This window comes from Rhodococcus erythropolis R138, from assembly GCF_000696675.2.
GTDB classification, from domain to species: domain Bacteria; phylum Actinomycetota; class Actinomycetes; order Mycobacteriales; family Mycobacteriaceae; genus Rhodococcus_F; species Rhodococcus_F erythropolis.
The window spans coordinates 4,651,957-4,664,419 of sequence record NZ_CP007255.1 but is presented as its reverse complement, the minus strand read 5'-3'; the positions used below and the strand labels follow the sequence as shown (position 1 = coordinate 4,664,419).

Here is a 12,463-nt window from a genome sequence, read left to right as displayed (position 1 = left end):
CCAGACTCAACCATGTGACGAATATCCTGCTCACCGGCGCCCGAGGGCAGCTCGGAACACGTATCGATGCTCTCGCAACGTCGGCGGGTCACACTGTGACGGCCGTCGGTTCCCGCGAGCTCGACATCACAGACAGCCGCGCGGTCGACGACTTCGTCTCGCCCGATTCGGTGCTGATCAACTGCGCTGCGTACACGGCGGTCGACGCCGCCGAGACCGACCAGGAGGCAGCGAGGGCGGTCAACGAGATCGGACCGCTGAATCTCGCGCGAGCGTGTGCGCGGGCCGGTTCGCGGTTGATCCACGTTTCGACGGACTACGTCTTTCCGGGTGACGCGAGCACTCCATACGACGTCGATGCACCGACCGGTCCCGCGACGGTCTACGGCCGAACCAAGCTGGACGGCGAGATCGCAGTACGAGAGTCGGGCGCCGACGTGGCCGTTGTCCGTACCGCGTGGGTGTATTCGGGTGTCGGTACGGATTTTGTCGCCACGATGCGCAGGCTCGAAGCCGAACGAGAATTCGTGAACGTCGTGGACGACCAGATCGGGTCACCCACGTACAGCGTCGATCTGGCCGGCGGCATCGTCGAACTCGCGCTGCGGGACTTCACGGGTGCGTCGACGTTCCACCTGACCAACGGCGGGCAAGCCAGTTGGTACGAGTTGGCGCGAGCGGTGTTCGAGGAGATCGGAGCAGACCCGGCGCGGGTGCGCCCGTGCAGCAGCGCGGACTTCGTGCGCCCTGCGCCCCGCCCGGCATATTCGGTTTTGTCCGAGCGCGCGTGGGTTACCGCGGGAATGACGCCGCTGCGTCCGTGGCGAGAGGCTCTGCACGCCGCTCTGGCGTGAGCATTGTTCGGGGCAGTGCCCGTGGGCGGCTAGGCTGACCGGCGTGAGTCCCAAGCTGGCCGTGGTAACGGTGACGTACTCCCCAGGCGAGCATCTCGAGAATTTCTTGAGCACGCTCGCCGCGGCGACGACAGAAAAACCCCAGGTCATCATGGCCGACAACGGGTCGACCGATGGTGCGCCGGAGGCGGCGGATGCCAAGTACGAGCATGTTCGTCTGCTTCGTACAGGGGGAAACATCGGCTACGGCGGAGCGATAAATCGGGCTGTGGCGGAGATCGATTCGTCGATCGAATTTGTCGTGATTTCCAATCCTGACGTCCAATGGGCACCTGGTTCACTCGACGAATTGGTCGCTGCGGCAAATCGGTGGCCAAGGGCCGGTGCACTGGGGCCGAAGGTCCTCGAACCGGACGGCAGCGTCTATCCGTCGGCACGAACGGTGCCCGACATTACCTCGGGCGTCGGGCACGCATTGCTCGGCACCGTGTGGCCGAAGAACCCGTGGACTGCCCGTTACCGTCAGGAGAACGAGGCCGTCACCGAGCGCTCCGTCGGTTGGCTTTCCGGGTCGTGCCTGTTGGTCCGACGTGATGCCTTCGACGCCATCTCCGGGTTCGACTCGCGATACTTCATGTACATGGAGGACGTCGATTTCGGTGATCGCCTCGGAAAAGCCGGGTGGCTCAATGTCTTTGTTCCCTCCGCTGTCGTGACCCATGCCAAAGGCCATGCGGCAGGCCGGCATCCGGAACTGATGCTGCCCGCCCATCATCGCAGCGCATACCAGTTCCAAGCTGATCGTCATCCGCACTGGTGGCAGGCTCCGCTGCGACTTGCCTTGCGCGGTGGCCTGGCCGTGCGGTCCAAGATCGCCGTAGCTTCTGCTGTTCGCGAGCGCGCTCGCACCGACGACTCGACCGACAACCCATCAGTTTCGAACCACGGGGGAAAATGATGTCCGATCCGAATCCGACCGACGCCGTAATCCTGGTAGGCGGCAAGGGCACTCGGCTGCGTCCGTTGACGCTGTCGGCGCCCAAGCCGATGCTTCCGACAGCCGGCCTTCCGTTCCTGACGCATCTGCTTGCCAGGATCGAGGCTGCCGGTATCAAGCACGTGGTGCTCGGAACATCTTTCAAGGCAGAGGTATTCGAGGACTACTTCGGCGACGGCTCCAAGATGGGGCTCGAGATCGACTACGTCTTCGAGACCGAGCCGCTGGGCACCGGTGGCGGAATCCGCAACGTACTCCCGAAGTTGCGCGGCGACAACGTCATGGTGTTCAACGGTGACGTGCTCGGTGGCACCGACCTGAACGCCATTCTCGAGACCCACGAGAAGACGGACGCCGACGTGACACTTCACCTGGTTCGTGTGGGAGACCCGCGTGCATTCGGTTGTGTTCCGACCGACGAGGACGGACGAGTCTCGGCATTCCTGGAGAAGACCCAGGATCCGCCGACGGATCAGATCAACGCCGGCTGCTACGTCTTCAAGCGCGAGATCATCGAACAGATCCCGGAGGGACGACCGGTATCGGTCGAGCGCGAGGTGTTCCCGAATCTCCTGGCCGAGGGCAAGCGGGTGTTCGGCCACGTCGACTCGTCGTACTGGCGTGACATGGGAACCCCCGAGGACTTCGTTCGCGGTTCCGCCGACCTGGTGCGAGGCATCGCGCCTTCGCCGGCTCTCGAAGGTCCGCGCGGCGAGTCGCTCGTTCACCCCGGGGCGGGAATTGCGCCTGGCGCCGTCCTGATCGGCGGCACGGTTGTCGGCCGCGGCGCAGAAGTCGGCGCAGGTGCGCGCCTCGACGGTGCGATTCTCTTCGACGGCGCCGTTGTGGAAGCCGGTGCGGTAGTCGAACGATCGATCCTCGGATTCGGCGTCCGTATCGGACCACGAGCACTGGTCCGCGACGCCGTCATCGGAGACGGCGCGGACATCGGTGCGCGGTGCGAATTGTTGCGCGGCGCACGTGTGTGGCCGGGAGTGACGCTGCCGGACGGTGGCGTGCGCTTCAGCACAGATGTGTGATCGTTAGCTGACCTACTGGAATACTGGCGGGTATGACTTCTCTTCCGAGCCGTTACGTTGCCCTCGGTGACTCGTTCACCGAGGGCGTCGGCGACGCCGACGAACGATTCCCCAACGGTCTGCGCGGGTGGGCAGACCGAGTGGCCGAGCAGCTGGCGGTGAACAACCCCGAGTTCCGCTACGCCAACCTGGCGATTCGTGGTCGCCTACTCGGACCGATCATCGACGAGCAGTTGGAACCCGCTCTGGCGTTGAAGCCCGATCTGGTGACCATCTACGCCGGCGGAAACGACATGATGCGTCCGAAGCTCGACATCGACGCGATGGTCGCCCGCTACGATTCGGCAATCGGCCAGCTCACTGCTTCCGGTGCGCAGGTTCTCATGTTCACCGCATACGACACCGGATGGTCCGCCTTCTTCGGCAAGCTCCGCGGACGCCTGGCGATTTACAACGAGCTTGTTCGCGAGGTAGCGGACCGCCACGGCGCGACCCTCGTCGACTTCTGGCGATTCTCCGAATATCAGGACCTACGGATGTGGGACTGGGATCGCCTCCACATGTCGCCCGCCGGGCACGAGAACATGGCGACGCGGGTGCTCGACGTACTGGGCGTCGAACACGGATTGATCGCGCCCGACCTCGGGCCTGCGCCGGTTCTCACGAAAGCGGAAACTCGTCGCGAGGATCGTCAATGGGCGCGAGAGTTCTTGGTGCCGTGGGTAGCTCGGCGCGTGAAGGGAACATCTTCGGGCGACGGCGTGAGCGCCAAGCAACCCGAGCTGTCTCCGATTCAGTCCTGATTCTTGCGCTGATGGGCGAGCGCTACCAGGTGGTCGATGGTCTCGCGTTCGGCAGTCGGCGGTAGCGCGTCCACCGGCCACCACCGGAGGTCGGTGGACTCCGCGCTGCGGACGATATGTGAATTGTCCGGCGCCACAACAAGAAACCGTAGATCGAGATGTCTGGTCGGGACTCCGAGTGAGCACGTGATCGGATGTGTGTGGGCGGAGAGTAGGTCCGCGTCTATCCGAACGTCGTGAATTCCGGACTCCTCACGAGCCTCCCGCAATGCCGCATCGACTACCGTCTCGTCGTCGGGCTCGCAGTGACCTCCGAGCTGAATCCACCTGCCCACCTTGGGATGCAGGGTCAGTAAGACGTGGCAGCCACTCTCGTCGAGAACCAGAGACGACGCGGTGATGTGTCCTGGGGCATGGCGACGAAGGCAGCCGTCCGGAGCCGAATCGAGGAACGCGAGCATCGTGTGCCGCAGTGACTCGTCCGCTTCGGAGGACGTCGACCAGCCCTCCAGGACGCCCTTGGCGGAGGCGTGCAGCGATTCGGCTGACATGACCTACAGCTCCACCAACGCGTCCCCGGGGGCGGAGACCGTGCGCGGAGTCAGTGGTTCGAGGGGGTACCCGATTGCGACTGCGCCGAGTGGCTGCCAATCGGCCGGGAGATCGAGCTGTTCGCGTACGAGGTCGGCGGCGAAGATCGTAGATCCGATCCAGCAGCTTCCCACGCCGCGTGTGGCCAGCGAGACCAGCAGTCCCTGCACTGCCGCGCCGGCAGCGACGGTGAACATCGTGGACTCCGCCGCGGTACGTCGGGCATCCGGATAACTGTGTGCGCCGTCGGGCACGCAGAAGGGAATGACGACCTCGGGGGCGTCGAACAGGATGTTTCCACGGGCAACCCGCGCGTCGACGGATTCGTCGCTACGACCGTCCGCCCGCAGATCGGCGGCCCACTTCTCACGCATCTTCTCGAGAAGCGACGTGCGGACCGACTCGGTCCGCAGCCACACGAATCGAACAGGCCTCGTGTGGTGGGGTGCTGGAGCAGTGAGTGCCTCGGCGATCGAGCTGCGAATGATCTCCGCGTCGACGGGATCACCTGCGAACTGCCGAACCGACCGACGCAACAGCAGCGCCTGGCCGCGGCCCATCGCCGTAGCCTCCTCGGTTCCCAGCCAGAACAGATCGTCCGGGCCGCGACGGATCAGATCCTGGCCACTCGAACCGTCGTCCTCGAATCGGAGTCCTCGCACGACGGCGACGGGAACGCCGCCGAGCTTGCCCTTGACCAGATCGCCCGCAGCGGCGATCTCGTCCGCGATCGCGATCTCGGTGACGATCAGATCGTTGCCCTGGCTGTCCTGTGCCCCGAGGTAGCCGTGCAGGACCGGAATGCCGGAGGAACCGATCGCGGCATCGGTCTGCCCGTTGCGCCACGCACGACCCATCGTGTCGGTCACGACGACGGCGACGGACTTGCCCGTGCTCTCGAGAATTCGGGCACGCAGCCCCGCTGCGCTCGCATCGGGATCCACGGGGAGCAGGGCGAGTTCGGCACCGTCGACGTTGGAGCCGTCGATGCCCGATGCGGCCTGCACGATGCCGAGTTTGTTCTCGGTGATCAGAGTGCGGCCCTTGCGGGCCACGACGCGGACGGCTTCCTGATCCACCAGGAGGCGTCGTGCTGCGTCGCGCTCTTCCGGATCGGTCGGCGAGGAAACGATGCGACCCTCGACTTTTGAGAACACCTTGCTCGTGACGACAACGACGTCGCCGTTCTCGAGCCACGGTGTCGCGTCGACGACAGCGGCGGCCAAGTCGTCTCCGGGTCGGAACTCGGGAAGGCCGAGCACGGGAATGACTTCGATTGCGGCGCCGGGGGAGTGATCGCCGGGAGAGTGATTTCTGTCGCGGCTTGCTTCGGTTCCGGGCTCGGTCACAGTTCGACTCCGGCGATCTCGAAAGCCGTTCGAACCATTTTTGCGGTCTCTTCGGGGGACGTCATCAAAAGTGGGATGCTTCGCACGTCCACCCCGTCGATGTCGGCCGTGTCACCTTCGTCGACGAGCCAGCCGTCGAGAATGCCGTTGATCGAGCGAGCTCCGTAGTGGCGACCGATCGCCTCGGAAGTCGTCTCGACCCCGATCACTTCGAGGCACTCGTCAGCCATGCCGCGCAACGGTTTTCCACCGATGACGGGGGAGAGGCCGACAACCTTGGCCGCGGTGGTCCGCAGGGCTCCGCGAATGCCGGGCACCGCGAGGATCGCGCCGACGCTCACGACGGGATTGGACGGTGCGATCAGCACGATGTCGGCACCGTCGATCGCCTCGACCACCCCCGGCGCGGGCTTGGCCTGCTCGGCGCCGACGTGAGCGAAGCTGTGAGTTTCCACCTGTGCTCGATGGCGTACCCACCACTCCTGGAAATGAATCGCCTTCTGTTCACCGTCTTCCGGATCGGTGATCACAACGTGTGTTTCGCTGCGGTCGTCGCTCACGGGAAGCAGTGCGACACCCGGATTCCAGCGATTGCACAACGCTTCGGTGATCGCGGACAACGGATATCCCGTGCGGAGCATCTGGCTGCGAATCAAATGCGTTGCGATATCGCGATCTCCGAGGCCGAACCAGTCCGGCTTCGCTCCGTATGCCGCGAGTTCTTCTTTCGCATTCCAGGTTTCGCCGGCGTGCCCCCACCCGCGTTCGGTGTCGATACCGCCGCCGAGTGTGTACATACAAGTGTCCAGATCGGGGCAGATGCGCAGACCGTGCATCCAGACGTCGTCTCCGACGTTGACGACGGCCGTGATGCGATGTGGGCCTTCGTATTTCTCGAGGGATTCACCACCGGCGATTCCGAGCGCATTTTGCACACCTTGAAGGAAACGGGCCCCGCCGACGCCGCCAACCAATACAGTCACGTTCACGACAACAGAGCCTAGGCGGTCGGCGCGTCGTCGTGTCTGGCGGGCAGAAGGTCCCGTCAATTGGGGGCCGGAATACTAATGGATTCATCTCGTTTAGCTTGACCGCGACACGCTGGACGTGTGTAATCTCAAATGTGTCATTCCAACCGCTACTTGTGAGTTCACTTGCAGCGGGGCCGGTTTCGAACACAGTTTCGAACGGTCGACGGGGTGGGGTTGAAGATGGAGTGAAAATTCTGCGCTATTACAGGTGAGGAGGCGGAACGATGCCCAATGAAAATGTCGAGATCAGTTCTCTCGCAATGACAGTAAGCGACGAACCGCAGACCGATTCCCGAGCAGGCGCAGCAGAAGGTGCCTGCAGCAGTGAGTTCGACGGGATGAGTACTCGGCCAGTGCTGAGTCTCGTCACCGGCTTCGAAGAATTGTTCGACACCATCGAGGATCAGTGGCAGGAGCGTGCTCTCTGCGCGCAGACCGATCCCGAAGCGTTCTTCCCTGAAAAGGGTGGATCGACGAGGGAAGCAAAACGGATCTGCCTCGGTTGTGAAGTTCGTGACGAGTGCCTCGAGTACGCGCTCGCGAACGACGAACGGTTCGGAATCTGGGGAGGGTTGTCCGAGCGCGAGCGTCGGCGACTCAAGCGGGGGATCATCTGATCTGCTGCTGAATCGGTTCTGTCAGCGTCGGGGCTGACGGGCGGTCTTCGAAAGTCTGACCTGCAACGGGGAATTGCAGGTCAAGCAACGACTGTTTTGTTCTTCGTGTGGATTTACTTCTTCGTGTGACATCAGTTTTTTCGTCTGACGGTGCGTCAGTCCTCGTCGGGCAGTATCAGTGCTCGTCCGGCAGTATCAGTCCTCGTCGGGCAGTGTGGGGTCGATGACCTGTGGGTCGACGCCCAGATACGTGCCGACTTGATGGACCAACACGTCGTGCACCAGATCCGTGAGTTCTTCCGGATCCTTCGCGCGCTGCTCCAATGGGCGGCGAAACAGCACAATTCTTGCGCGAGTCGTATTTCCGTGACGGTCGATTCCGGCCGGAATCAGTCGTGACAGTGGAACCGGGCCGTCTGCGATGACCTCCGGCGGCCATGTGACCGACTCCGGATCGTGCGCGTGAATCTTCGGAACTTCGTCCACCGCGATGTCGAGTTTCGTCAACCGGTCGTGCCACGCGAGGTCGACGGGCGAGAAGGCGTCGAGCACCAGGAGATCGAACTTCTCGGCCCGGGTACGCCTGGCCGGCACCTCCGGGGGAAGTAGTGGTCCGCGCAGGCCACGGCCGTGTCGCTCGATGGAACGAGTGGTGACCGAGCGTCGGCGGCGGGCTTGTGGCATGGCGCCCAGATTACGACAGAAGAAACTGCTCGGTGTGTCCGAGTAGGTTCCGGACGTGGGGAGGGCTAGGCTCCGTACCTGTGAGATCTCTGCGTCGCTGCTGCCGCCCCGGGTGCAAGAACCCCGCCGTCGCGACGCTTACGTATGTCTACTCGGACTCCACTGCGGTTGTCGGGCCGCTGGCAACCGTCGCCGAGCCCCATTCATGGGATTTGTGTGACACTCACGGCTCTCGAATCACCGCCCCCAAGGGCTGGGAACTCGTCCGCCACGAAGGCGGATTCGCGTCGAGCACTCCCGACGAAGACGATCTGACCGCTTTGGCCGAAGCTGTACGTGAAGCCGGTCTCGGAGATCGCAACAGGTCCAACGTCGACGCAGATGAGGACATACGTCCCGCGGCTCCGAGTACTGCCCGTACAGGGCGTCGTGGACACCTCCGCGTACTGCCCGACCCATCCAACTGACGCGAGATTCGTCGCCGCAGACGCTAGGCTCGACCGAGTACTTCCACACCCGAGTACTGCGAATCTCCGGACGCCATGCGCCCGGACGTTCCCGTCTGTGAGGGTGCATGCACAAGGAGAGTTTTCAGTGGGGCGAACAGCCGAGTCGGTTGCTGCAATCATCAAGGCGTACGACGTGCGCGGCGTGGTCGGTGAGCAGATCGACGAAGATTTTGTCCGCGACGTGGGAGCGTCGTTCGCCCGTCTGGTCCGTGACGAGGCCGGCGCTGCCACGACGGTTGTGATCGGCTACGACATGCGTGCATCGTCGCCCACACTGTCTTCTGCTTTCGGTGACGGCGTGCTCGCTCAAGGACTCGACGTCGTCTACATCGGATTGGCGTCGACCGACGAGCTCTACTTTGCATCCGGTTTGCTGAACTGCCCGGGCGCGATGTTCACGGCGAGCCACAATCCGGCCAAGTACAACGGCATCAAGATGTGCCGGGCCGGCGCCAAGCCCGTCGGTCAGGACACCGGCCTGGCAGTCATCTCCGCCGAGGTCGTCTCGGGTGTTCCCGCGTACGACGGACCGGCAGGTACCGCCAGCACGAAGGACGTCCTCGAGGAATACGCGAGCTACCTCCGCGGATTGGTCGACCTGGCTGCGTTGCGCCCGATGAAGGTCGCAGTCGATGCAGGAAACGGCATGGGCGGCCATACCGCGCCGGCCGTATTCGGGCCGATGCCTCTCGAAGTCCTCCCGCTCTACTTCGAGCTCGACGGCACGTTCCCCAACCACGAAGCCAATCCGCTCGATCCGGCCAACCTCGTCGACCTGCAGGCCTACGTGCGTGAGACCGGAGCAGACATCGGCCTGGCTTTCGACGGTGACGCGGACCGTTGCTTCGTCGTCGACGAGAAGGGCGACCCCGTCTCTCCGTCCGCGGTGACGGCACTTGTCGCCAAGCGCGAACTCGCGAAGGAACCTGGCGCGTCGATCATCCACAATCTGATCACGTCGCGGGCAGTGCCCGAACTGGTCGAAGAACTCGGCGGCGTCGCGATCCGTACCCGAGTCGGCCACTCGTTCATCAAGCAGGAGATGGCCGAGACCGGTGCCGTCTTCGGCGGCGAGCACTCAGCTCACTACTACTTCCGCGATTTCTGGGGCGCCGACTCCGGCATGCTCGCGGCGTTGCACGTACTCGCCGCACTGGGCGAGCAGGACCGTCCGCTCTCCGAGTTGATGGCGGAGTACACCCGCTACGCGGCCTCGGGTGAGATCAACTCCACGGTGGCTGACGCGGCCGATCGCACTGCCGCTGTGCTGGCAGCATTCGCGGACCGCACCGAGTCGGTGGATCGCCTCGACGGTGTCACAGTCAGTCTCGAGGGAAATGCCTGGTTCAACTTGCGCGCGTCCAACACCGAGCCTTTGCTGCGACTCAACGTCGAAGCACCCACGTCCGCCGATGTCGACGCATTGGTGAACGAAATTCTGGCGATCGTCCGGGCTTGAATCCGAGTCTGATCGGTTTGTCGGTGAGCCGAAGCCCTGGGATAGTTGGGGGACTATCTCGGGAACGACTGCCACGGGAACGAGGGCTTTGCCACCACGGACCGCGTAGAGCTGGAATGCTGGACGGTGCGGGAACTGCGAACGGAGAAGGGGGTGCGGTGAGATGACAGCGCCGATGCCGCTTCTCGACCTCGACGACAGCGAGGGTTTGTCGGCTGCCGATTCGGAAGGGTTACTGCGGTCTGTGGCCATGGGGGGCGCACAGATTCGGGCCACCGCATCGGCCGTCGGCGAGGGTGTGATCTCTCGGCTGGCCGGCCTGCGCCCGCGCAGCGTCGTGCTGATTGCCGGTGCCGGTGGCGCTCGGCACGGAGCCAGGATCGCGCTTGCTCTCGTCGGAGATTCGATCGGTTGTCCGCTCCTCGTACTCGACCGGACGCCGTCGTGGGCCGGACCGTTGGACGTGATCATCGTTGCCGGTGACGATGCCGGTGATCCGCGCCTGGTCGAATCCGTCGACAGTGCAGTTCGCCGTGGCGCCGAAGTTGTTGTCGCCGTTCCGGACGAGGGGCCCATGCGGGCTGTGGCGGCCGGGCGCACCATGTCGTTGCCGCCGCGGCTCTACGCCTCGCCGAGGCACACGATGACGCGGTTCCTCGCCGTCTTCCTCGCCGTTGCCGCCGAAATCGAGGGCAAGGGATCGATCGAGGACCGTTCGGCGGTGCTCGGTCGAATCGCCGACGCCGTTGATGCGGAGGCGCTGCGGGACGGGCCGGCCAACGAGGTATTCCACAACCCGGCCAAGTCGTTGGCAACCAGAATGAGCGGCCGACGGGTCGTGCTGTGTGGGAGTGGTTCCGTGACAACAGCACTCGCAGAGTTCTCGAGCGTTTCGCTGATGAGCTCGGGCCTGAATGCCGCTGCCGCCGAGATGTCGGAGGTGATTCGTTCGGCGCGGGCGCTGTTCGCGCCGGACGCAGCTTCGCGTGATTCGGTGTTCCACGACCCGTTCTTTCACGATCCGCAACTCGACGGCGCATTGCCGACCCCACCGGCGCGGGCGTTCGTCTTCGCGACGGAATCCACGCGCGGGGAGGCGAGACGCCGGATGGACGCACTGGCCGACGCCGATCTGGTGGTGGCGGCAGACGAAGACCAGACCAACGTGGTGATATCGGAGATGGAGCAGGTATTCGTGTTGGCGTCTCGAGTAGACATGGCCGCGGCGTACGTGCAGTTGACGGGCGGTGCGAAGTAAGTGCGTGAACTCGAAGGTGCACTACGTTCTTACGCGTGGGGCTCGCGAACGGCAATTGCCGAACTACGCGGTCTTGCGACCCCGTCGAATCATCCCGAAGCGGAGTTGTGGTTGGGCGCCCACCCGGGCGACCCGGCGCGCGTGATCACCGAATCCGGAAGCGAGTCGTTGCTCGAGGTCCTGCACCGCGAACCCGAGCGTGAACTCGGCCGTGAGAACCTCGATGCATTCGGTGAGCGACTCCCATTCCTGCTCAAGTTGCTTGCGGCGGAAGAGCCGCTGTCGCTTCAGGCGCATCCCAGCGCCGTTCAAGCCGACGAGGGTTTTCGTCGTGAGAACGCACTCGGCGTTCCCATGGAATCGCCGATTCGCAACTACAAGGACGGCAGCCACAAGCCCGAACTCGTTGTCGCGCTGAGCAGATTTGAAGCGCTTGCCGGATTCCGCGAGCCGACGCGGACTGTCAAACTGCTGCGCGCTCTGGCCGTCGACGAGTTGGAGCCGTACATCGGTCTGCTCGAAGGCCAACCCGATTCCGACGGACTCCGGGCGTTGTTCACGACATGGATCACGCTGCCGTCCACGGTGCTCGGGACGTTGCTCCCTGCCGTGCTTGCGGGGTGCATCACCTACGTCGCGCACCACGACGCCGAATTCGTGACCGAGATCCGCACCGCGCTGGAATTGAGCGAGGCATACCCCGGCGACGCCGGCGTTCTGGCGGCACTGCTGCTCAACCGCGTCACACTCGAGCCCGGCCAAGGACTGTTTCTCGCTGCGGGAAATCTCCACGCGTATCTCCATGGACTCGCGGTCGAGATCATGGCCAACTCGGACAACGTGCTGCGCGGCGGGCTGACGCCCAAACACGTCGACGTGCCCGAACTGTTGAGGGTTCTGGACTTCGTCGGGGCCGATATCGAAGTGCTCGATCCGGCCCCGTCGCCAGGATCAGGTCAGCCAGGATCAGGTCAGTCAGGATCAGGTCAGTCAGGGTCAGGCAGATACGAGTACGTCACGCCCGCACCTGAATTTCGTTTGACGCGTCTGGAGTTCGACTCGAATGCCACCGACCTCGTTGTCGAAGCCGGCGGCCCGCGGATTCTGATCTGCACCGACGGCGCGGTCACTGCGACGTGCGGTGCCGACACTCTCGACCTCGATCGGGGCCGAGCCGCGTGGATTGCTGCCTACGAGCCCGTAGTACACCTGACCACACGAACCCCGACTGCGCAGGTTTTCAGTGCAGTGGTCGGTCGATAGGAATCTCG

13 protein-coding genes are annotated in these 12,463 nt (G+C 64.0%); 9 read left to right on the top strand and 4 right to left on the bottom strand.

The window, feature by feature from the left end; genetic code table 11:
• Positions 1-14 precede the first annotated feature (14 nt).
• From rfbD to H351_RS21375, 4 genes are read left to right on the top strand one after another with little or no spacing between them, the layout of a single operon-like run.
• The gene (rfbD, locus tag H351_RS21390; protein WP_020907092.1) at positions 15-854 is read left to right on the top strand and encodes a dTDP-4-dehydrorhamnose reductase; all 840 of its coding nucleotides are present in this window, start codon (positions 15-17) and stop codon (positions 852-854) included.
• Between the two features lie 43 nt (positions 855-897).
• Positions 898-1,812: a glycosyltransferase family 2 protein gene (locus H351_RS21385; RefSeq protein WP_019747765.1), complete on the top strand. Its 915-nt coding sequence runs from the start codon at positions 898-900 to the stop codon at positions 1,810-1,812.
• On the top strand, positions 1,809-2,891 hold the full coding sequence (gene manB, locus H351_RS21380; RefSeq protein WP_019747766.1) for a mannose-1-phosphate guanylyltransferase: 1,083 nt from the start codon (positions 1,809-1,811) through the stop codon (positions 2,889-2,891). The genes H351_RS21385 and manB overlap by 4 nt, the downstream gene beginning before the upstream one ends.
• Positions 2,892-2,923: 32 nt before the next feature.
• Positions 2,924-3,694: an SGNH/GDSL hydrolase family protein gene (locus tag H351_RS21375; protein WP_019747767.1), complete on the top strand. Its 771-nt coding sequence runs from the start codon at positions 2,924-2,926 to the stop codon at positions 3,692-3,694.
• Here the strand turns inward: H351_RS21375 and H351_RS21370 are convergent.
• The 3 genes from H351_RS21370 to cofD are packed head-to-tail and all read right to left on the bottom strand — an operon-like array spanning position 3,685 to position 6,623.
• Positions 3,685-4,245, bottom strand: a complete 561-nt coding sequence (locus H351_RS21370; protein ID WP_019747768.1) for an NUDIX hydrolase — start codon at positions 4,243-4,245, stop codon at positions 3,685-3,687. The two genes, H351_RS21375 and H351_RS21370, sit on opposite strands and share 10 nt — an antisense overlap.
• Positions 4,246-4,248: 3 nt before the next feature.
• Positions 4,249-5,634 carry a coenzyme F420-0:L-glutamate ligase gene (locus H351_RS21365; RefSeq protein WP_021343712.1) on the bottom strand — a complete coding sequence of 462 codons (1,386 nt, stop codon included), beginning with the start codon at positions 5,632-5,634 and terminating at the stop codon, positions 4,249-4,251.
• Positions 5,631-6,623: a 2-phospho-L-lactate transferase gene (gene cofD / locus H351_RS21360; protein WP_003940958.1), complete on the bottom strand. Its 993-nt coding sequence runs from the start codon at positions 6,621-6,623 to the stop codon at positions 5,631-5,633. The genes H351_RS21365 and cofD overlap by 4 nt, the downstream gene beginning before the upstream one ends.
• A gap of 380 nt (positions 6,624-7,003) precedes the next feature.
• On the opposite strand from cofD, the gene H351_RS21355 reads away from it, so the two are divergent.
• Positions 7,004-7,282 (top strand): WhiB family transcriptional regulator, encoded by a 279-nt coding sequence (locus tag H351_RS21355; RefSeq protein ID WP_020907098.1) that lies wholly within the window; start codon positions 7,004-7,006, stop codon positions 7,280-7,282.
• Between the two features lie 195 nt (positions 7,283-7,477).
• On the opposite strand, the gene H351_RS21350 is transcribed toward H351_RS21355, so the two are convergent.
• On the bottom strand, positions 7,478-7,966 hold the full coding sequence (locus H351_RS21350) for a metallopeptidase family protein (protein ID WP_003940797.1): 489 nt from the start codon (positions 7,964-7,966) through the stop codon (positions 7,478-7,480).
• Between the two features lie 80 nt (positions 7,967-8,046).
• Between H351_RS21350 and H351_RS21345 the strand changes: the two genes are divergently transcribed.
• From H351_RS21345 to manA, 4 genes are all read left to right on the top strand, one after another.
• Positions 8,047-8,433, top strand: a complete 387-nt coding sequence (locus H351_RS21345) for a DUF3499 domain-containing protein (RefSeq protein ID WP_029255037.1) — start codon at positions 8,047-8,049, stop codon at positions 8,431-8,433.
• A gap of 127 nt (positions 8,434-8,560) precedes the next feature.
• Positions 8,561-9,934, top strand: coding sequence for a phosphomannomutase/phosphoglucomutase (locus H351_RS21340; protein ID WP_019747772.1), 1,374 nt, complete (start codon positions 8,561-8,563; stop codon positions 9,932-9,934).
• A gap of 163 nt (positions 9,935-10,097) precedes the next feature.
• The gene (locus H351_RS21335; protein WP_020969214.1) at positions 10,098-11,192 is read left to right on the top strand and encodes a hypothetical protein; all 1,095 of its coding nucleotides are present in this window, start codon (positions 10,098-10,100) and stop codon (positions 11,190-11,192) included.
• Positions 11,193-12,455 (top strand): mannose-6-phosphate isomerase, class I, encoded by a 1,263-nt coding sequence (manA, locus tag H351_RS21330; protein WP_029255038.1) that lies wholly within the window; start codon positions 11,193-11,195, stop codon positions 12,453-12,455. It abuts the gene before it with no gap.
• Positions 12,456-12,463 lie beyond the last annotated feature (8 nt).